A 20,605-nucleotide genomic window follows, 5' to 3' on the forward strand; every position below is an offset into this window, starting at 1 on the left:
GAGGGCCCGATCAGTCGCGGGAAAGCCGCATGGCCACGAACATCGAGCGGCCGTCGCGGTAGAGGCGCACGGGCACCGCACGGTCCTCGGGGAGATCGGCCACCAGGGTGGCGAGCTGGTCGGGGCTCTCCACGGTGCGATGGTCGATGCTGACCAGAATGTCGCCGGCCCGCAGGCCCGCCGAGGCGGCGGCGCCGGCCGGGTCAATTTCGACGATGCGAACGCCGTTCTCGATGCCCAGCTGCTCGCGCTCGCCCTCCTGCAGGGGCATCACGGCGACGCCCAGGCGGGTCGGCTGCTCGTCCTGGCTGGCGGTCTGGCCCGGCGCATCGGGCCATTCGCCGAGGGTCACGGTCTGCTGACGACGCTCGCCGTCACGCAGCAGCGTCAGCTCTACCTCGCTGCCCGGAGAGGTCTGGCCGATCAGCCGCGGCAGGGTGCTGGACTGGTCCACCGCGTGACCGTTCACCGAGAGGATCACGTCCCCGGCCTGGAGCCCACCGCGTGCCGCTGGGCCCTCGGGATCGAGGTCGGCAATCAGCGCTCCCTCGGCGGTGTCCATGCCGAAGGACTCTGCCAGGTCGCGGGAGACCGGCTGGATCATCACTCCGAGCCAGCCCCGGCTGACCTGGCCGTCATCCTGCAGCTGGTCGGCCACGCCCATGGCGACGTTGATCGGGATCGCGAAGGAGAGCCCCATGTAGCCGCCGCTACGGGTCAGGATCTGCGAGTTGACGCCGATCACCTCGCCATCGAGGTTGAACAGCGGGCCGCCGGAGTTGCCCGGGTTGATGGCCACGTCGGTCTGGATGAAGGGCACATAGGCATCGCGCGGCAGCGTGCGATCGATAGCACTGACGATGCCGGCGGTCACCGAGTGGTCGAAGCCGAAGGGAGACCCGATGGCCGCCACCCACTGGCCAACGCGCAGGTCGTCGGAGTTCCCGAGGGCCAGGGTCGGCAGGTTGTCGGCATCGACCTTGAGCACGGCGATGTCGGTCTTGGCGTCGGCGCCCACCAGCTCCGCCTGGAGCTCGCGGCGATCATTGAGACGCACCACGATCTCGTCGGCCCCGTCAACCACGTGGGCATTGGTCATGATGTAGCCGTCCTCATCGATGATGAAGCCCGACCCCAGCGACTGACGCTCCTCGCTGCGCCCCTGCCCTCCTCCGGGGGGCGTGGGAAGACGATCACCGAAGAAATGGCGAAAGATCTCGGGGATCTCCTGGCCACCGAAATCGTGGACGGACCCACGTCCTTCCACCATCCGGGTGGTGGAGATGTTGACCACCCCCGGGGCGGCCTGTTCGACCAGCTCGGTGAAGTCCGGCAGGTCGCGTGCCACGGCCGACTGCGCGGCCAGAAGTGCCGTGGCGAGCAACATGCCGAGGGAAAGATGTCGCATCATGCGTTTCATGAAAGGCTCCTGCGTCGACAAGCGATGGAAGGACAGCGTGTGCTCCTTCGTGCCGTATTCGCGTCAAAAGGTTCCGCTCAGGGCGAGGTGTCATCCCCGGATGCGACATCCTGCCACTCCACCGAATCGGCCACGCGAATCAGCACCCCCGGAGGCAACTCGCCCATCACCACCACCTGACGGAGCTGGCCGCCCAGCTCGCGGTGGCGCACGGCGGCATGGGACACGCCGAGGCGATGCAGGCCGGGAATCAGCTGATCCGTGCCAGTCACGGGTTCGACGAACAGGCTGAGGGTTGCCAGGCCGTCGCTATAGACCCGGTGGCCGATGTCATCGCCCTGGCGAGGGCTGCGAGTCTTCACGGGCTTGGGCATGAAGCCCTCGGGCAACCAGGTGGGGTGCCAGGGATCGTCGGGCGGAGGCCGGTGACGATCGAGGTCGATCGACCCCTGATAAAGCCGGGGCTGGTGAAGCTGGGTGATCTGGAAGGTCTCCACCACACGCCCCTGCTCGTCCAGCAGGATCTGCTTCAGCGGCAGGCCCGTGGCCGTGTCCAGCCAGAAGCGATGGCCATAGCGCAGGCCATCCAGGGGTTCGATGTCCAGGCGCAAGGCGTTGCGGTTGGCGAGACGTTCCTCGCCGCTGAGCTGCAGGCGGTAGAGTCCCTCGAGGTGCTCGGCGACCCCCGCGGGAGAGGCCGGCGGCGTCGAGTCGTCCTCGGACCAGCTCAGACGGCCGATGCGCCCGCGGCGCTCGAAGACCACCGGCGGGCCATCCAGGAAACGCGCCACCTCTCGCTCGACGCCCTCCACGACATCGTGGGAGAGCGCCAGCGAACGGACGCCGTCACTACCGATGCGCACGGCGCGCGCCTGGAAGGTGTAGCAGTGATTGGCCCAGAGGCTTCGCTCCAGCCACGCCCGAGGGGTCTCGGGCGTCTCCAGCTCGGCCAGGGCCATGCAGTCGAAACGCTCGTCCTTCGCCTCATCCGCCGACGGCGACTGGGCCGCGGTCCCGGTTGACAGCACCAACAGGCCGATGGCCAGACACTTTCCGAACCCGCGGGCCGTAAGACCCAAGCGCATCAGCGCTGGCCCAGCGACTCGCTGCCGGAGGCACGCAGCAGCGGCATCCAGGTGTCGACGCTGCCGTAGGCCGCTCCCTCGGCATGACGGTCCAGGTAGGACTGCAGCAGCTGGGCCTGCTGCTGGTTGATCCGGGCGGACTGCCGCGGGGAGAGAACCAGCGGCGAATCGACGCCAGCGCCCACCGTCATCAGGCCACGTCCGTTGCCGGACGGCGTCTGGAACAACGGCAGGTCGGCCAGCGAGGGACGGTTATCGGGGCGCGAGGCGGCAAGCTCGTTACCGCCGAGGGCGGCCGGGCTCGCCTGGAGCTCTGCACTCGACAGGGGCTGTGACGGCGCCTGGGACGCCAGGTCGGCCGGCACCTGCCCGGTGCCGCCGGAATAGAACTGCACGCCGGTGATGACCATCAAGGACACGGCGGCGGCGATACCGGCGCCGCGAGCCAGTGACATGGAACGACCCGGCGCCTCGCTGGCCTCGACCTGCGGCAGCGGCTCCTGCTCGATCCTAGCCATGATGCCGGCCGAGAGGTCGGTGGCGACATCGATCTCCGGCTCCCGTCGCATCAGGCTACGCATGAGATGGTAACGCCGCCAGGTGTCGGCCGCGTCCGGGGAATCGTCCAGTGACTTCAGCACCCGACGCAGCTCCAGCTCATCCCCTTCGTTGTCCATCAGGGCAGAAAGCGATTCCCGTGCGTTCTGACTCATTATTGATACCTCACACTCGACAAGGCGACCCGAGACGGGTCTTCTGACAGCCTGTTGTTCCCGACATCGGCGCGTGTCGCCCTGGCCATGTCGGCATGTTCTCGCCCGCGGGTGGCGGGCCGGTCACCGCATATGACGTCACAGATGCCGGACAGTTCAGCAAATCGTCAAAAAACATGCAGTTTCTCGTCTTGGCCGGCTCATTCGACCACCGACTCCTGGTTGCGCGACGTGGTGACCAGCGGCCGGATATGCTGGTCCACGGCCTCGCGGGCCCGGAAGATCCGCGAGCGGACGGTGCCCACGGGACACTGCATGATGGCCGCGATGTCCTCGTAGGAGAGCCCGTCGAGCTCGCGCAGGGTGATCGCCGTGCGCAGGTCGTCGGGCAGGGCCTCGATCGCTTCGAAGATGGCGGCCTCCAGTTGGTCCCGCGCCATGGCCGCCTCGGGCGTCTCGGAATCGGCCAGCCGTCCGCTGTGATCGACGATCTCGGCATCGACGATGTCGAGGTCGCTCCCCGGCGGCCGGCGCCCCTTGGACACCAGGTAGTTCTTGGCGGTGTTGATGGCGATGCGGTACATCCAGGTGTAGAACGCGCTTTCGGCGCGAAACTTCCCCAGTGCCCGGTAGGCCTTGATGAAGGCCTCCTGCGCCACGTCCTGCACCTCGGCGTGGTCGTGCACGTAACGACCGATCAGGCCGATGATCTTGTGCTGGTACTTCTTCACCAGGAGGTCGAAGGCGCGATTGTCCCCCTTCTGGGCGCGCTCGACGAGTTGCTGGTCGGTTTCCCGGGTGCCCATTCAGGCCCTCCCTGGACGGAAAGGCGTGGGTGACGACCCGGCGTCGGGTCGCGAACGATCTGGTGTCGCTTGCATAGTGTCAACCTGGGGCCTGAAGCCGCTGAATGGTCAGGATCATGAATCTTTAGGAGTACAAGTGTTCCTGTTTCTGGCACGTCCATCAAGCCGCTCGACTCGCCGCGAGGCCGGCGATGTGACCGCCAGCCGTCCCGAGGGTTCCACGGCGATTGAATTTGCTGGCCCCGCGCGCGATAGTAGAAGCCAAAGAATTTCGCCATCAGCGCAGACACGACACAGGAAGCACCATGTCAGAGCAGCAGGTCAACAACCTCAACGTCCTCGCCCAGGACGTCCTGATCACCCCCGAGGCCCTGAAACGGGAAGTCCCCCTGACCGAGGCCGCGGAGCGGACGGTGATCGAGGGACGCGAGACGATCCAGGCCATCCTCGACGGCCGCGACCCGCGCCTGCTGATGGTGGTGGGCCCCTGCTCCATCCATGACGTGGATGCGGCCCTGGACTACGCCCGTCGCCTGCGCCGCCTGGCCGACGAGGTCCAGGACAGCCTCTACATCGTGATGCGCGTCTACTTCGAGAAGCCCCGTACCACCGTGGGCTGGAAGGGACTGATCAACGACCCCCACCTCAACGGCTCCTTCGAGATCGAGGAGGGGCTGCACATCGCCCGCCAGCTGCTGGTCGAGCTCGCCGAGATGGGCCTGCCCCTGGCCACCGAGGCACTGGACCCGATCTCGCCCCAGTACCTGCAGGACTGCATCAGCTGGTCGGCCATCGGCGCCCGCACCACCGAGTCCCAGACACACCGCGAGATGGCCTCCGGCCTCTCCGGCCCGGTGGGCTTCAAGAACGGCACCGACGGCAGCCTCGATGTCGCGGTCAACGCCCTCCAGTCGGTCTCTCATCCGCACAACTTCCTGGGCATCGACCAGGCCGGCCAGGTGGCAATCATCCGCACGCGGGGCAACGCCTATGGCCACGTGGTCCTGCGCGGCGGCAACGGCAAGCCCAACTACGACAGCGTCAGCGTGGCCCTCGCCGAGCAGGAGCTGACGCAGGCCGGCCTGAAGCCCAACATCATGATCGACTGCTCCCACGCCAACTCCAACAAGGACGCGGCCCTTCAGCCACTGGTGCTGGAGAACGTCACCAACCAGATCCTCGAGGGCAACCACTCGATCATCGGGCTGATGGTGGAATCCAACATCGGCTGGGGCAACCAGAAGATGACCGAGGATCCCGGCCAGCTCGAGTACGGGGTGTCGATCACCGACGCCTGCATCGACTGGGACACCACCGTCGAGGCCTTCAAGCGCATGAACGAGAAGCTCGCCCCGGTGCTGGACAAGCGCCGCCAGGCCGCCTGACGCCCCGCCTTTTTACCAGCCATCAAAGGGCCCGCCTCCAGGCGGGCCTCTTCTATGGCGTGCACTTCCGGCTGCCTGGAGTCCCGCCGGGGGCCATGCCGCAGCCCTCTCCTGCGCGGCGCCAGTCGCCCTAGGCGTCACGGACCCCGTCGATCTCGCGGACGAAGGGTGGCAGGGCATCGAGCAGGGCGCGGCCATAGCGACGGGTCAGTACCCGCCGGTCGAGCAGCGTGATGCGGCCCTCGTCGGCCTCCTTGCGGATCAGCCGGCCGCAGGCCTGCACCAGCTTGATCGAGGCATCGGGCACGCTGATCCGCATGAAGGGATTGCCGCCCCGGCTCTCGATCCATTCGGCCAGCGTCGCGCCCACCGGATCGTCCGGCACCGAGAAGGGCAGCCGGGTGATGACCACATGGGTCAGGTAGTCCCCGGGCAGGTCGATGCCCTCGGCGAAGCTCGCCAGGCCGAAGATGATACTGCCCTTCCCGGCATCCACCCGGGCCCGGTGCCGCGTGATCAGCTCACGCTTGGGCAACCGGTCCTGGGCGAGCACTCGCTCGCGGCGCCCCTTCGACAGCGCCTTCTCCACCCCGCGCAGCTGGGCCCGTGACGAGAAGAGCATCAGCACCGCCTCCTGCTCGCCGAGGGCCTCGACGAAGTCGACGATGGCGCGCTCATGCCCTTCCCGATCGGCGGGGTCGACCGCCTCGCGGGGCACGCTGAGCACGGCCCGGGAGTAGTCGAAGGGGCTCGGCAGGCGCTGGTAGCGGTAGCGATTGGCCAGCCCCGCCCGCTCCTGCAGGCGTTCGAAGCGGCCCAGCGCCGTGAGGGTCGCCGAGGTGACCACGGCCCCATGGGTGCGGCCCCAGAGGTTGCGGGCCAGGGTGTGCGCGGCGGAGACCGGGCTCGCCGAGAAGGTCAACTCGGGCTCGCCGCCGAAGCGTTCCAGAGTCAGCCAACGGGCCCGGGGCGGCTCGCCATCGGGGTCCGTCTCGGCGAAGGACTGCCACAGGGCATGGCCCTCCAGCGCCCGACCGTGCAGCAGCGCCACCAGCGGCAGCCAGGCCTCGGCCTGCTCCCGCGGCAGGCCGGTATGCTTGTCCGGGTCGAGGCTCTCGCGGAGGATATCGCCCATGCTCTCCAGGGTGCGCGCGAGCTCGGCGAAGATCACCAGCAGGGCATCGGCCTGTTCCCGCAGAGAATCCGGCGCACGCCCCATCTCGAAGCGGTGGTGACGGCTATCCTCGCCTTCGGCCAGTCCCTGGGGGCGGCCGGCGAGCTGGTGCCCCAGCGCGAACGCCTCGCCGAGCCGTGGTTCCAGGGCATTGATCGCCTCCGGCAACCCGGCCAGCAGGCGGGCCAGGGTCGGCTGCACGGCCAGCGCCTGGTTGAGCTCGGTGAGGGAGGATTTCAGGGTGCGCAGCCAGCGCAGCGCCCCGCCGATGGCGAAGCGATGGGTGAAGTGCTGCAGGGCCTTGTCGGGCAGGTGATGCCCCTCGTCGAAGACGTGGATGCAGTCCGCCGGGTCCGGCAGCACCACGCCGCCCCCCAGGGCCAGATCCGCCAGCACCAGGTCGTGGTTGGCGACGATGACGTCGGCGCTGTCGAGGTGACGGCGGGCGCGGAAGAAGGCGCAGGCCCCGAAGTGGCCGCAGCGACGATTGGTGCACTGGCGATGGTCCACGGTGAGGCGGCGCCAGTGGCTGTCGTCGATGGCCTCGGGCCAGCTGTCGCGATCCCCCTCCCAGCGACCGTTGCCGTAGGCCTCGCCCAGCTCCTTCACCAGGGCCTGGAAGTCATCCCCGCCGCTGGCCAGGGACTGCTCGAAGAGAGACAGCGTGGGGTTCTCCTCGGCGCCGTCCAGGGCCTGGTCGAGGCGCGCCACGCAGACATAGCGGCCCCGCCCCTTGGCCAGGGCATAGTCGAAGGCCAGCCCGCTGTGGGCCTTCAGCGACGGCAGGTCCTGATGGAGCACCTGCTCCTGCAGGGCCACGGTGGCGGTGGCGATGACCAGGCGCTTGCCGCGGGCCTTCGCCACCGGCAGGGCCGCGAGCAGGTAGGCGAGCGTCTTGCCGGTGCCCGTGCCGGCCTCCAGCACGCAGACATGCTCGTCGCTGGTCCGCCGGCCGGCGTCATCGGCCTCGATGCCCGCCAGGGTGCGGGCGATCTCGGCGATCATCAGCCGCTGCCCGTAGCGCGGGGTGAGGTCAAGGCCCTCGAGCACCCGGCGATAGGCCTCCTGGATCTCGCCCTTCAGCGCTTCGTCAAGCATGGGCCGTCAGAGCAGCCCTTCGGGGGGGTGCTCGCACGGCAGCTTGTCGTTGATGTAGCGCTCGATCTCCGGCAGGGAGAAGGCGTCCTCCTCGCCGACGAAGCTGATCGACACGCCCTTGGCGCCGGCGCGACCGGTACGCCCGATGCGATGGACGTAGTCCTCGGGATCTTCCGGCAGGGTGTAGTTGATCACGTGGCTGACGTCCTCGATGTGGATGCCGCGACCCGCCACGTCGGTCGCCACCAGCACCTGGATCTGCCCGTCGCGGAACTTCTCGAGGGTCTCGATGCGCTGGTTCTGGGGAACGTCACCGGACAGCATGGCGGCGTTGATGCCGGCCTTCTCGAGCAGGTCATCGAGCTTGCGTACCAGGTCCCGGCGATTGCCGAACACCATCACCCGATCGAAGCTCTCCTGCTTGAGCAGGTTGACCAGCAGGCGCTGCTTGTCCTCGTCGCTGACCAGGTAGACGCGCTGGTCGATGTCGGCGGCATTCTCGACGGTGACCGCGATCTCCACGTGGGCCGGCTCATGGGTCCACTGGCTGGCGAGGTTGAGGATGTCCTCGCTGAAGGTCGCCGAGAACAGGAAGGTCTGGCGCTGCTCCTTGTTCGGCGTGTGGCGGATGATGCGCTTGACGTCGGGAATGAAGCCCATCGACAGCATGCGGTCGGCCTCGTCGAGCACCAGCACTTCCACCTGGGTCAGGTCGACGTCGCGCTTCTCGTGGAAGTCCAGCAGTCGTCCCGGGGTGGCGACGAGGATGTCGAGCTTGTCACCGAGCGCCTCGCGCTGCTTCTGGTAGTCCATGCCCCCCACCACGCTTGCCACCTTGAGGTCGGTGAAGCGGGCGAGCGCCTTGGCGTCCTTCTCGATCTGCAGTGCCAGCTCGCGGGTCGGGGCCACGATCAGCGCCCGCGGTGCCCCCGGCTTCTGGGCGTTGGGCGCCTCCTCCTCGAGGAAGTAGGCCAGGATCGAGATGAGGAAGGCCGCGGTCTTGCCGGTCCCCGTCTGGGCCTTGCCGACGACGTCGCCGCCCAGCAGGGTCTGGGCCAGGGCCTCGGCCTGGATCGGCGTGCAGTATTCGAACCCGAGTGCATGGATCGCCCGCATCAACGGCAGCGGCAGATCGAAGTCATGGAAGCGCCACTTGCCCGCCACGGCGGGGACCTGGAACTGGCGCAGATCCCAGTTCGACTGGCGGCGACGCGGCTTGCGCCGGCGACGCTTGGGCTTGCGGTTCTGGGCCGGTGCTGTGGTCTGTTCCGACTCGCTCATAGGCTGTGCTGTCTTGTCCGTATCGGTGGATGAGGTGCATGACGCAAACCGGCATTGTAACAGCCTCCGGCGACGAGGGCGCGCCCCGGACGCCAGGTGGCGGTCCATCGCTGTCGGCAGGCGGGCCTCGGCTGCTAGAATAGCGCCCTTACAAGCAGGAGTGGCACCATGACACGCCGAAAGAAGACCCGTTCGCTGGCCGACAAGGTGCAGATCCGCACCGGCAAGCGCAAGGATTTCAAGAAGTGGCGGCACGAGAATCCGGACCAGGTGACCTCGTCGACCCGCTTCTCCCAGAAGAAGCGCCAGCAGCGCAAGCTGCAGGCGGCCCGCAAGCAGGCCCGTCAGGAGGCGGGGCAGCCGATCGCCATCCATCCCGAGCGGGAGGACACCGGCGAGGGGGAGCGCGACTGATGCGCCTCGTCTCCTTCAACATCAACGGCATCCGTGCACGCCTGCACCAGCTGGAGGCGCTGATCGCGGCGCATCGCCCGGCGGTGATCGGCCTGCAGGAGACCAAGGTCCAGGACAGCGAGTTTCCCGTGGAGGCCGTGGAGGCCATGGGCTACCAGGTCTACTACCACGGCCAGAAGGGCCACTACGGGGTGGCCCTGATGGTCGACACCGCCCAGTGCGGCGAGCCGGAGGCGGTGTTCCACGGCTTCCCCGACGACGTCGAAGAGGCCCAGCGCCGCATGATCGGCGTGCGGCTGAGTCCGGCCGGTGGCGAGCCGATCACGGTGTGGAACGGCTACTTCCCCCAGGGAGAGAACGTCGAGCACCCGGTGAAGTTTCCTCACAAGCGGGCCTTCTACGCCCAGCTCCAGCACCTGCTGGAGACACAGCACCGCGCCGACGAGCGCCTGGCGGTGATGGGCGACTTCAACATCTCCCCCGAGGACATCGACATCGGCATCGGCGAGGCCAATCGCAGGCGCTGGCTGCGCGAGGGCAAGACCAGCTTCCAGCCCGTGGAGCGCGAGTGGCTGGACGGCATCAAGGCCTGGGGCCTGAGCGACAGCTATCGCCTGCGCTATCCCGAGGTGGACGACCGCTTCAGCTGGTTCGACTACCGGTCGCGCGGCTTCGACCGCGAGCCGAAGCGGGGGCTGCGCATCGACCATATCCTGGTGAGCGCATCGCTCGCCGAGTGCGTCCAGGATGCAGGCATCGACTATGACCTGCGCGCCATGGAGAAACCCTCCGATCACGCGCCGGTCTGGACCGACCTCTCGCTCTGATCGGCACCCGTCCCGGCGCCCTCCCCTCCTTCACCGGGAAGCGAGGCGAGCCACGCCTCGGCCTCCTCGGCGCCCAGCGCGCGGGCCCGCCTCAGCGCCCGCCGGGCCAGCGCCGCCTCCCCCCAGCCGTGGGCAAGCTGGCCCAGGCGCAACCAGTCGGCCGCCCGGCCGCTCTGGCGCGCCACGTCCTCCCAGGCCGACAGCGCCCGGCCGTGATCGCGCGCCGCCTCCCAGGCCGTGGCCAGGAGTCGCCGATGACTCACATCGCCCGTCAGCACGCCGTCCTCGATCCCGCGCGCCAGGTGCTCGGCCGCCCGTGCCGGGGTCCCGCCGGCCAGGTGCAATCGGACCAGGCGCCGCAGGTCCTCCTCGCCCGACAGGAGGCCTCGCTGCCAGCCAGCCTCCCAGATCGCCGCGGCGAGCCCCGGGTCGCCGAGGCGCTGGGCCAGCGCCGCGGCCTGCCGCCATTGCCTCGGTCCGGCCTCGCGCCCCAACCGCTCGCGCAGCAGCGTCAGGGCCTGGCCGTCGCGCCCCGCCTGCCGATAGACCGTGATCGCCAGGGCCCGGCGATCCGCGTCCTGCGGCGCTTCATCCAGCGCCTCGAGGCGCCTGGCGGCCGCCTCCCAGCGCTCGAGCTCGCCCAGCCAGCCGATCAGCCGCCAGTGCTCGTCGATGGGCGGCACCGACGCCTCCTCCAGCCAGCGGGCGAGGCGCGCCGCGGCGAGCGATGTTCGCCCCGCGGCGCGGTACTGGAGGGCCGCCTCCCTTAGCCGCGCCTGTCGCCAGGCCGCCGGGGCCACGTCGCTTCCTGCCGCGGCGTCCAGCCACGCGGCGGCTGGCGCGTGCTCGCCCCGACACGCCGCGGCACCGGCCGCCAGCTGCAGATAGAGGGCACGGGCCCAGCGGTCGGAGGTGTTACCCCCCGCCAGGCGCTCGGCCTGGCGGCGGGCCTGGTGTTGAATGTCGACCTGCCCCTCGGCGGACGCGCCATGCAGCCGGGCCTCGAGTCCCTGGAGGTCGCGGATGAAGCCCCCGGGCAGAGCCGGCTGGGCCTGCACCGGGGCACAGGACAGCAGCAGCAAGGCCGAGAGACCGGTCAGCAGGCGACGCGAGATCGGGCGATATCGAATCAACATATGCGACATGGGCTCACCTCAGCTGAAACTCGAGTCGCTGGCGGGCTCGTCGCAGGCGAACGTCGGCCTCGAAGCGCCAGTCGGCCACGGCCCGGGTGGCCGCCTCGTCGAAGACACGCCGCGGCCGGGCCTCGACCACCCGGACCGAGCAGGCCTTTACCCGGCCGTCGGGGCGGATCAGGAACTCCACCACCACGTGTCCCTCGAGGCCGCGACGCTGGGCGCGCCGCGGGTAGCTCGGCGGCACGCGCCGGGTCGGCGTCGCCTGCCCCACGTCCTGCACCGTCTGGCGGGCCTGGCCGTCGGCGCGCGGCGCGCCCTGCCCCGAGGCGGCGGGCCTCGGCGTCGCGGCGGCCTCGGGCGTCGCCGGGGGACTCGCCGATTCGGGCGACGGAGCCGGCTCGGGGTCCGGCGCTGCCTCTGTCAGCTCGGGCAGCGCGGTGTCCAGTTCGGCGACCTCCTCGGGCTGCGGCGGTGGCGGCTCGGGCAGCGTCGCCTCGGGCAGCGACAGCGCACTGCCCGGTAACGGCGCGGGCGCGGGTGGGCTGGGCGGCACCGGCCGTGGCGCGGGCGGCGCGCTGGGGACGTGCGCGACCGACGGCGCTGCGGGCGCTTGCGTCGGCTGCTCGGCGGCAGCGACCAGGCGCATCGTCACCGCCGTCTCGCGCACCTCGACGTCCGCCTCGGGGGGCGCCACCAGCAGCGCCAGCCCCCAGAAGAGCAGCAGCGCCAGGGACGCCCCGGCCAGTGACGCCAGGGGCCAGCGAATCACGGCCCCTCCCGGGAGGCCGCCACCGCGATCTGCTCGACGCCCGCCTCGCGCAGGCGATCCATCACCTCGACCAGCAGGCCGGTGGTGGAGGCCCGGTCGGCCTGGATGACCACGCCCCCCTGCTCGCTCATCAGCGGCGCCACGGCCTCGCCGACGCGATGCGCGTCCACCGGCGCGCCGTCGACCCACACCGCACCCTCGGCGGTCAGGGCCACCATCACCTGAGCCTCGGGCCGCGGCGTCGCGGCACTGGACTGGGGACGCTCGATCTCCACCCCGCTCTCCTTGACGAAGCTGGTGGTGACGATGAAGAAGATCAGCATGATGAAGACCACGTCCAGCATGGGGGTCAGGTTGACCTCGCTGGTCTCGCCGCTGTCGGCACTCAGGCGACGCCTACGCATCGGGCTCCTCCACGGCGCGGGCCATGCGGTCGTGCAGCCGCTGGTCCTCGCGCCGGATGATGTGTTCGAGACGGGTGGTGAAGAGCAGGCCGGCCACCGCCACCGCCATGCCGGCGAGGGTGGGCAGCGTGGCCCGGGCGACGCCGTCGGCCATGGCGCGGGCCTGGCTGGTCTCGCTGGCGGCCAGGCCCTCGAAGACGGTGATCATCCCGGTCACCGTGCCCAGCAGGCCGAGCAGCGGACAGAGCGCCACCAGCAGCCGGAGCCAGGGCAGCGGGCGACTCAGCCGGGCGATCAGCTCCTGGGTCCAGACCTCGCGCAGCGTCAGCGCGCTCCAGCTGGCATGCTCGTCGCGCCGCACCCAGCGTGCCACCAGGGCCTGGCGCTGGCGGCGCCAGACGAAGCGAAAGTAGCACCAGCGCTCCAGGGCCAGCGAGAAGAGCAGCATGGCCACCGCGCCGATGGCCACCAGCACCGGCCCGCCGGCCTGGGCCAGCCAGGCGAGCGGCGCGGCGGCGCTCACCAGGAACTCAGGCCAGGGAAGCGGCATGGCGCGACTCGCGGCGCGGGGCGGAAGCCGGCAGGGCATCGAGGTGCTCGGCCAGCTCGGCGCTGGCCCGCCCCTCGATCAACCCGGAGAGCCAGCGGCTGCGGCTGGCGAGCGCGGTGTGGGCGAGCATCAGCGGCACCGCGGTGATCAGGCCCAGCACCGTGGTGACCAGCGCCTGGCTGATACCGCCGGCCATCAGCTGCGGGTCGCCGGTGCCGAACACCGTGATCGACTGGAAGGTGCCGATCATGCCGGTCACGGTGCCGAGAAGCCCCAGCAGCGGCGCCACGGCCGCCAGCAGCTTGACCAGCGCCTGCCCCCTCTCGAGCCGCGGCAGTTCGGCGAGCAGGGCCTCGTCGAGGCGCGCCTCCAGCGCTTCGGGCACCAGCCCCTGGCGCAGCGTCTGCACCTTGGCCAGCACCCGGCCCAGCGGATTGTCGTCACGCAGGTTCGCGTCGTCCCGGAGCTGGCGACGCAGGCGCACGGTCACGCGCATCAGGTAGCCGTACTGGCCCAGCGCGATCAGGAGCCCGACTCCGCCGAGGGCCACCACCACGTAGCCCACGGCGCCGCCCTGGTGGAAGCGCGCCAGCAGGTCGGGGCGCTGGGTCAGCGCCTCGAGCAGCGCGCCCCCGGTGGGGTCGAGGGTGACCCGATCGCCCTCGCCTCTCGCGAAGGCCGCCAGGGTCTCGCCGGCATCGTCGGGCGTCGCGGCCATCGCGGCCGGCGGCAGCTCGGGCGACACCCGCCGCAGCCAACGGCCGTCGCCGATCATGGCGAGATCCCCCAAGCGCAGCACCTCCCGGGGGGCGACGTGGCCATCGACCGAGGCCACCGGCAACGTCAGCCGCTCGATGCGACCGGTCTCCCGGGTGAGGGCCATCAGCGCATCGGCCAGCGATGCGATCCGCGCGAGGTCGGGCAGCGTGTCAGTATCGCCTCGGGCGGGCAGTTCGGCCCCGCCGAGGGTAAGCCAGCTCTGGCCGAGGGCGTCGCGCAGCTCGCCGACATGGCGCTCCAGCACCGGCGTGAGCGCCGAGAGGTCGTCGCCCTGCGCCTGCTGACGGGCCGTCAGCGCCTCACGGCGCGCCTGCTGCTCGTCGCGCCGTGCCTCGAGGGACTGGCGCCGCTGGGCCGCCGCGTCGCGGCGTTCGTGGGCCTCGTCGACGGCACGGCGCAGGGCGTCGCGATCATCGACCAGCGCGGCGAGACGCGCCCTGTCCCGCTCAAGCTCAGCCTGGCGCGCCTCGGCAAAGGAGGCCGGGGTGTCCTGCTGAACGGGTGTGTCGTCCTCGGCCTGGAGCAGCGCCGCCGGCAGCATCAGGGCCCCGCACAGCAGCAGGCGGACCGCGTATCGTGACAGCGTCATGAGGCGTCTCCCCCGCGCTCGCGCGTCGTCTCTGGTCGGGAGATGGTCTGGGAGACCGGCAGCGTCAGCAGCTCGGGGGCCCGCTGCTCGCGCGCGATGCGAAGTCCGTCCGCGAGACTCCGGCGAGCGGCCTTGTCGAGCGGCTGCCAGGCCTGCTCCTCGACCTTCCATACGCCGCCCTCATGGCCGTTCGGGGTCAGGTAGTAGAAGCCGACCCGGCCCAGGCGCAGGAAGTCCACCTCCCGTTCGCCGTCCAGCAGGCCGCGCCAGGCGTCCAGCTCGCGGCCATAGGCGAGTTCGCCGCGCCAGGCGGCGAGCACGCGATCCAGGCGTTCGGCGGGGGACAGCGCGGGATCGGAAAGCACGCGCTCCAGGCTCGCGACCCGGGCGCGGCGCTCGTCGCGCAGGAACGGCAGGTCGGCCTCGATCCAGTGATCGAGGCGCTCGACCATCCCACGCAGCAGGGGCGGCAGCTCTTCATGAAGCGTCGCGGCGCCCTCCAGGGCGCGCTCGCGACGGGCCAGTGCCTCCGCCTGGCGCGCCACCACACGCTCGAGCTCGGCGTTGTAGGCCTCGACCCGTTGCGCCTCGGCGCGGGCCTGACGCAAGTCGCCGATCAGGCGGCGCGTCTCGTCATCCGCGGCGTCGATACGCGTCTGCAGCTCGGCCTGGCGGCGCTGCGCCTCGGCCGATCGGTCGACCAGCGACTCCTGGGCCTGGGCATAGCCGGCACCGCACAGGGTGACGAGCGCGACGAGCACGGCATGGAAGCGAAACATCCTCAAGGCGACTCTCCGATGGTGATCTCGAACGGATCGAGACAGTGACACAGATGGTAATGCTTATCAATACAATCCGAGACGTGCTCCCGCCCCCCTGCCGGATCCGGGGGATACCGCACCAGGGAGTGGTCAGGATACGCTTCCCCGCGTTCCGTTTGGACATCGCTCATTGCCAGCTCCCTCGCCCATCGCCCCCCCTCCCCGACGTCAGGCACGCCAACCCCAGCACATCATTTGATAACGATTATCATTTTATCTATCATCCGACCTCGACGTCCCCCGGTGGAGGCCCCATGACGCAAGCGCTGTCGACGCTCTATATCGGCCCCCTGGAGGGGCTGACGCCGCCAAGGGTCGCCTCAACGCCCGGCCCCGATGCCCTGCCCGCCGGCAGACTGCTCGACCCCGACTACCTGGACGCGCTGTTCGAGCGCTTCGGCACCCGGTATGGCCACGGCGATCGCCGGGCGGTGGCCTCGCTCTGGTCGAAGGGGCACTTCAGCACCCTGACGGGCCATGGCCTGGCGGCCAACCTGCTGCTCGAGCGCGACCTGCCGCTGGGGCTGGACACGCTGCACCTCGTGCAGTCCGAGGAGGGGCAGACCACCGGGCTGGTCTTGCCCCATGCCGGCAAGCCCCTGGCCCGGCTCGATTCCGACTCGCGTTTCACCACCCTGCTCGACAATCACCTGACGCCGCTGGTCGAGGCTCTGGCCGCGGCCACCGGCGCCTCGCCCAGGGTGTTCTGGAGCAATGCCGGCAACTACGTCGAGTACTTCGTCAACGCCCTGGCAGACCATCCCATGGCCGGGCCGGACGTGAACGAGCCCGCCCTGGCGCTGATCGAGCGCCGCACCCTCCCCGACGGCCGCCGCAACCCCCTCTACCGGCCGGTACGCCATGTCACACCCGAGACGGCGGAGGCGCCCTCCCGCATCCGCCGACTGTGCTGCATCCGCTACCTGATCGACGAGCTCGGCTACTGCGCCAACTGCCCGCTGGCGTGCCGGCGCGGTGCCCGCGCCGCCAGGGCGACCGGCTGAGGCCACCGGCCTGGAGCTGCCAGCGGGGGATCGTGGCGGCATTCACGAAGGGCCCCTTCCCACGCCCGAAGGGACCTGTGGCCACCGAGGAGAGCCCTCGCGACTCAGTAGCGCCAGGTCAGGTTGGCCATCACGTGACGTGTGGCGCCGTAGAAGCCCTGATCCCACTTCAGGCTGGTCAGGTACGTCTCGTCGGTGACGTTGTTGAGGTTCAGCGAGCCGGTCAGGCTGTCGCTGAAGTCGTAGCTCGCCATCAGGTCGACCAGCGCATAGGCCTCCTGGCGGGTCTTGCCATCGGCGACGTCACGATCCCGCTCGATGTCGTCCTGCCAGCGCAGTCGGGCGCCGACCTTCAGCGCGGCCAGGGCGGCCGGCCGGTAGCTGGTGGTCGCGCGCACCAGGTGACGGGGAATATAGGTATTGGTGGCCTCACCCTCGGCGTCCTCGACCTCCAGATAGGTGTAGCCGGCGCTCGCCTGCCAGCCCGGGGCCAGCTCTCCGGCCAGGGTCACCTCCACGCCCTCGCTGGTGATGCCGTCGACCGCCTTGTAGGCCTCGCGCCCGTTCACCGAGCCATTCGGCTGGGCGACATTGTTCTGCTCGGTGCGGAACACGGCCAGGGTCGCATCGGCGCCCCCGTCGAAGGCATCCGCCTTGAGCCCCAGCTCATAGCTGACCCCCTCGATGGGATCGAGATACTGGCCACTGCGGTCCATTTCGGTCTGCGCAGTGAAGATCTCGGTATAGCTGGCGTAGAGCGAGGCCCGGTCGGTGAGGTCATAGATCAGTCCGGCATAGGGCGTCAGCTCGTTGTCGAGGGTGGTGTCCTGCGAGCTGCCGTACTGCTCGCCCACGGTATCCAGCCAGCTCATCCGCGCGCCGACCACGGCCGTCCAGCGATCGGCCAGGTCCAGCTTGCCGGTGCCGTAGAGGCTGCGCTCCTTGATGGTGGCGTCGTTGACGAAGTCGGGGTCGCCGAAGTCGGGCTCCGGATAGTCGCCGTCCCACTCGTCCAGGGGCGGCAGGTCCTCCGGCGCGGGCGCGTAGAGGGAGCTCTGCTGATTCCGACTCTGGCTCCAGTCCGAGCCCAGCACCATCTGATGGGAGCGCCCGAACGCTTCGACATCCCCCTTGGCATGCAGGTCCGCCACCCACTGCTCCAGATGCCGGTCATACTTGCTCAGATAGAAGCTGTTGGGAATCCGCCCCGTGTCGGCATCCGGCACGGTGCCGATGTAGAACAGCTGGGTATCGGAAACCATGTCCAGATGGGTCACCGTGCCCCTGAGCGACCAGTCGTCGGAGAGCCGCTGGGTCAGCTCGACGAAGCTGCGCTGGGTCTCGCCGTTCCAGTAGGACCAGTCGGGTGCCGACGACGTCGAGCGGTCATAGTCGGTGGGGTTGCCGGCCGAGTCGTAGAGCGGCAGCGCCCCCCACATGTTGCTGTCGGTATCGTTCTGCTGCCAGGTATGGCCCAGCGCCAGCTGGGTGCTGTCGGTCAGATCGGCCTCCAGCACGCCGTAGAGCACGCCCCGCTCGCGGTGCAGCCGATCCAGGTAGGAATCGCTGTCCTGCCCCGCCGCCACCAGGCGGCCGCGCACCCGCCCCTCGTCATCCAGGGGGCCGGAGACGTCCAGCGCCAGGCGACGATGGTCATCGCCGCCCAGGCTCCCCGTGACGGACGCCTGGGGCGTCGCGGTGGGCCGCTTGCGGATGAAGTTGACGGTGGCCGCCGGGTTGCCCGAGCCGGACATCAGGCCGGTGGCGCCGCGCACCACCTCGACCCGGTCATGGACGGCGGTATCGATGTCGCCATGCACATTGTTGTAGGGCATGGGCAGGCGCAGGCCGTCGACCTGCACGTTGGAGATCTCGAAGCCACGGGATGAGTAGTAGGTACGGTCCGTCTCGACGCGCTCCACCGTCACGCCCGGCGTGGTCTCCAGCACGTCATTGAGGGTGTCGAGCTTGAAGTCCTCGATCTGGGCGCGGGTCACCGTGGAGACGGACTGCGGGGTCTCGCGGGGCGTCAGGTCGAGCCTGGTCGCGGTGCTGGTCTGCGGCACCCGATAGTCGTCGCCACCCTCGGTAACGAGCGACAGCGCCTCGGCCTCGACGGTGACCGTCTCGAGCCGCTCGGCGGACGCATCTTCCTGCGCCTGCAGGGCGGGCGAGCCCAGCACGAGGCTGCCGAGGGTGGCCAGGCCGAGCGCGCGGCGCACGGCCTGGGCGAGGGGGTCGACGCCGACGCGGCGGGGAGCGGATGGGAACATGGGAAAGCAAGCCTCTGGGTCTTATGCACGTGAACGCGCATGATAATGACTCTCATTATTATCAACAACCCACAGGGGAACTTATTCGTGCTGGTAGCGTATTGGGCCATCCTGCCGACCGATCGACCCTGTGGCGGCGACCCTGGGGCCGCTGCCTCGGTGAACGTGTTGCGCCTTGCGTCAGCCCGGGGCCGGGACCTCCGTTTCCTGTTCGCCGGTCTGCACCCGCCACTGGGCAGCGTAGCGACCGTCCCGCGCGAGCAGTTCGGCGTGGGTGCCCCATTCGACCACCCGGCCGGCCTCGATGACGGCGATGGCGTCGGCATGCACGATGGTCGAGAGCCGGTGGGCGATCATGATCACGGTGCGGCCGTGGCCGATGCGCGCCAGCGAGCGCTGGATCGCCGCCTCGGTCTCGTTGTCCACGGCGCTGGTGGCCTCGTCGAGCACCAGGATCGGCGGGTCCTTGAGCAGCGCCCGGGCCAGAGACAGGCGCTGGCGCTGGCCGCCGGAGAGGCGCACGCCGCGCTCGCCCACCGCGGTATCGAGCCCCTGGGGCAGCGCCTGGATGAACGCCCAGGCCTCGGCGGTGCGGGCCGCCTCGATGATATCGCCCTCCTCCGCCTCCGGCCTGCCATAGGCGATGTTGTCGCGCACCGAGCCCTCGAACAGGTAGACGTCCTGGCTGACCAGGCCGATGGCCCCGCGCAGCGAGGCTAGGGAGACCGCACGGATCGGCTGGTCGTCGATCAGCACCCGTCCCGCGGCCGGATCATGGAAGCGCAGCAGCAGCTTGATCAGCGTCGACTTGCCGGAGCCGGTGGCCCCGACCAGTGCCAGGGTATGCCCCGCCGGCACCGCCAGATTGATGCCGTGGACGCCGGCGTCCCCCTCGTCGTACTGAAAGCTCACCGACTCGAAGGCCACCGCGCCGCGCACCGGCGCGGCCAGCGCCTCGGTCGCCTCGTCGCGCACCCGAATGGGCGTGGCCAGCAGGTCGAGGATGCGCCGGGTGCTCGCCATGGCCCGCTCGAAGAGGTCGATCACCTGGGCCAGGCCGGTGAGCGGCCACAGCAGGCGCTGGGTGAGGAACACCAGCACGCCGTAGGCGCCCACGTTGAGCTCGCCCTTGAGCGCCATCATGCCGCCCACGGTGAAGGTCGCCAGGAAGCCGGCGAGGATCGCCATGCGGATCACCGGGATGAAGGCGGAGCTCAGGCGAATCGCCCGCCGGTTGGCCGCCACGTAGGCCTCGCTGGCGGCCTTGAGGCGCTCGGCCTCGCGGGCCTCGGCGGTGAAGCTCTTGATGGTGGCGATCCCCGCCAGGTTGTTCGCCAGCCGGCTGGACAGGTCGCCGACCCGCTCGCGGACATCTGCATACAGCGGCCCGGCCCGGCGCTGGAAGTAGAAGGCCCCCCAGATGATCAGCGGGATCGGGGTGAAGGCCAGCAGGGCGATCAGCGGCGACAGCACGACGAATACCGCGCCCACCGCCACCACGGTGACGGCGACCTGGATCATGGCGTTGGCCCCGCCGTCGAGGAAGCGCTCGAGCTGGTTGACGTCATCGTTCATGGTCGCCACCAGCTGCCCCGAGCTTCGCGACTCGAAGAAGCCCATGTCCAGCCGCTGGGCATGCTCGTAGGCGTCCTGGCGAAGGTCGGCCTGAAGGCGCTGGGCCAGGTTGCGCCAGAGGATCTGGAACAGGTACTCGAACAGCGACTCGCCGGCCCAGATGAAGAAGGTCAACGCCCCCAGTACCAGGATCTGCTGTTCGGCGGTGGTGAAGCCCAGCCCGGCGACGAAGCTCTCCTCCTGGTTGACCACCACGTCGATGGCCACGCCGATCAGGATCTCCGGGGCGATATCGAAGAGCTTGTTGAGGATCGAGCAGACGCTGGCGGCGATGATGCGACGCCGGTAGCCCCGGGCATAGCGCAGGAGGCGCCCCAGGGCCTGAAAGCTGGAAGCGGTGGACGACATCGGGACGTTTCCTTGGGGAGGGAGGCCACAGCCTACGGCATGCACGCCGCCGGACCAACCGACCTCATTGATAAGGATTCTCGTTTACTT

General features: G+C 69.7%; 18 protein-coding genes. 4 read left to right on the top strand and 14 right to left on the bottom strand.

Annotated elements, in window-relative coordinates; all coding sequences use genetic code 11:
* Positions 1 to 10 precede the first annotated feature (10 nt).
* From BOX17_RS01290 to rpoE, 4 genes are all read right to left on the bottom strand, one after another.
* Complete coding sequence (locus BOX17_RS01290) at positions 11 to 1,420, bottom strand: DegQ family serine endoprotease (RefSeq protein WP_071941694.1); 1,410 nt, start codon at positions 1,418 to 1,420, stop codon at positions 11 to 13.
* Positions 1,421 to 1,497: 77 nt separating this feature from the next.
* Positions 1,498 to 2,448, bottom strand: a complete 951-nt coding sequence (locus BOX17_RS01295; RefSeq protein ID WP_244272283.1) for a MucB/RseB C-terminal domain-containing protein — start codon at positions 2,446 to 2,448, stop codon at positions 1,498 to 1,500.
* Positions 2,449 to 2,504: 56 nt separating this feature from the next.
* On the bottom strand, positions 2,505 to 3,218 hold the full coding sequence (locus tag BOX17_RS01300; RefSeq protein ID WP_071941696.1) for a sigma-E factor negative regulatory protein: 714 nt from the start codon (positions 3,216 to 3,218) through the stop codon (positions 2,505 to 2,507).
* 200 nt (positions 3,219 to 3,418) lie between these two features.
* A complete protein-coding gene (gene rpoE / locus BOX17_RS01305) occupies positions 3,419 to 4,024 on the bottom strand; it encodes an RNA polymerase sigma factor RpoE (protein WP_071941697.1) in 606 nt (201 codons plus the stop codon).
* A 305-nt stretch (positions 4,025 to 4,329) separates the two neighbouring features.
* Here rpoE and BOX17_RS01310 point away from each other — a divergent pair, with 305 nt between their 5' ends.
* A complete protein-coding gene (locus BOX17_RS01310; RefSeq protein ID WP_071941698.1) occupies positions 4,330 to 5,409 on the top strand; it encodes a 3-deoxy-7-phosphoheptulonate synthase in 1,080 nt (359 codons plus the stop codon).
* 130 nt (positions 5,410 to 5,539) lie between these two features.
* Here the strand turns inward: BOX17_RS01310 and dinG are convergent, their stop codons facing one another.
* Entirely contained in the window at positions 5,540 to 7,681 is a 2,142-nt protein-coding gene (gene dinG, locus BOX17_RS01315; RefSeq protein WP_071941699.1) for an ATP-dependent DNA helicase DinG, read from the bottom strand.
* Between the two features lie 6 nt (positions 7,682 to 7,687).
* Complete coding sequence (gene rhlB, locus BOX17_RS01320; RefSeq protein WP_071941700.1) at positions 7,688 to 8,962, bottom strand: ATP-dependent RNA helicase RhlB; 1,275 nt, start codon at positions 8,960 to 8,962, stop codon at positions 7,688 to 7,690.
* 168 nt (positions 8,963 to 9,130) lie between these two features.
* On the opposite strand from rhlB, the gene BOX17_RS01325 reads away from it, so the two are divergent.
* Together BOX17_RS01325 and xthA are read left to right on the top strand one after the other, a co-directional pair.
* Positions 9,131 to 9,376, top strand: coding sequence for a hypothetical protein (locus BOX17_RS01325; protein WP_071941701.1), 246 nt, complete (start codon positions 9,131 to 9,133; stop codon positions 9,374 to 9,376).
* Positions 9,376 to 10,203, top strand: a complete 828-nt coding sequence (xthA, locus tag BOX17_RS01330) for an exodeoxyribonuclease III (protein ID WP_071941702.1) — start codon at positions 9,376 to 9,378, stop codon at positions 10,201 to 10,203. Before BOX17_RS01325 ends, xthA begins: the two co-directional genes overlap by 1 nt.
* On the opposite strand, the gene BOX17_RS01335 is transcribed toward xthA, so the two are convergent.
* Genes BOX17_RS01335 through BOX17_RS01360 form a run of 6 tightly spaced genes read right to left on the bottom strand, consistent with a single transcriptional unit; the run spans position 10,170 to position 15,213 of the window.
* The gene (locus BOX17_RS01335; protein WP_125925495.1) at positions 10,170 to 11,348 is read right to left on the bottom strand and encodes an ATP-binding protein; all 1,179 of its coding nucleotides are present in this window, start codon (positions 11,346 to 11,348) and stop codon (positions 10,170 to 10,172) included. The genes xthA and BOX17_RS01335 overlap by 34 nt on opposite strands.
* 4 nt (positions 11,349 to 11,352) lie before the next feature.
* A complete protein-coding gene (locus BOX17_RS01340; protein WP_071941703.1) occupies positions 11,353 to 12,111 on the bottom strand; it encodes an energy transducer TonB in 759 nt (252 codons plus the stop codon).
* Positions 12,108 to 12,515, bottom strand: a complete 408-nt coding sequence (locus BOX17_RS01345) for an ExbD/TolR family protein (RefSeq protein ID WP_071941704.1) — start codon at positions 12,513 to 12,515, stop codon at positions 12,108 to 12,110. Before BOX17_RS01345 ends, BOX17_RS01340 begins: the two co-directional genes overlap by 4 nt.
* Complete coding sequence (locus BOX17_RS01350) at positions 12,508 to 13,065, bottom strand: MotA/TolQ/ExbB proton channel family protein (protein ID WP_071941705.1); 558 nt, start codon at positions 13,063 to 13,065, stop codon at positions 12,508 to 12,510. Before BOX17_RS01350 ends, BOX17_RS01345 begins: the two co-directional genes overlap by 8 nt.
* Positions 13,046 to 14,434 (bottom strand): MotA/TolQ/ExbB proton channel family protein, encoded by a 1,389-nt coding sequence (locus BOX17_RS01355; protein ID WP_071941706.1) that lies wholly within the window; start codon positions 14,432 to 14,434, stop codon positions 13,046 to 13,048. Before BOX17_RS01355 ends, BOX17_RS01350 begins: the two co-directional genes overlap by 20 nt.
* A complete protein-coding gene (locus tag BOX17_RS01360) occupies positions 14,431 to 15,213 on the bottom strand; it encodes a DUF3450 domain-containing protein (protein ID WP_071941707.1) in 783 nt (260 codons plus the stop codon). Before BOX17_RS01360 ends, BOX17_RS01355 begins: the two co-directional genes overlap by 4 nt.
* A 296-nt stretch (positions 15,214 to 15,509) precedes the next feature.
* Here BOX17_RS01360 and fhuF point away from each other — a divergent pair, with 296 nt between their 5' ends.
* On the top strand, positions 15,510 to 16,259 hold the full coding sequence (gene fhuF, locus BOX17_RS01365; protein ID WP_071941708.1) for a siderophore-iron reductase FhuF: 750 nt from the start codon (positions 15,510 to 15,512) through the stop codon (positions 16,257 to 16,259).
* 104 nt (positions 16,260 to 16,363) lie between these two features.
* On the opposite strand, the gene BOX17_RS01370 is transcribed toward fhuF, so the two are convergent.
* Both BOX17_RS01370 and BOX17_RS01375 read right to left on the bottom strand, forming a co-directional pair.
* Positions 16,364 to 18,532: a TonB-dependent siderophore receptor gene (locus BOX17_RS01370; protein ID WP_083582035.1), complete on the bottom strand. Its 2,169-nt coding sequence runs from the start codon at positions 18,530 to 18,532 to the stop codon at positions 16,364 to 16,366.
* Positions 18,533 to 18,712: 180 nt separating this feature from the next.
* Positions 18,713 to 20,515, bottom strand: a complete 1,803-nt coding sequence (locus tag BOX17_RS01375) for an ABC transporter ATP-binding protein (protein ID WP_071941709.1) — start codon at positions 20,513 to 20,515, stop codon at positions 18,713 to 18,715.
* Positions 20,516 to 20,605: the final 90 nt, after the last annotated feature.

This window comes from Halomonas aestuarii, assembly GCF_001886615.1.
Lineage (GTDB): Bacteria > Pseudomonadota > Gammaproteobacteria > Pseudomonadales > Halomonadaceae > Halomonas > Halomonas aestuarii.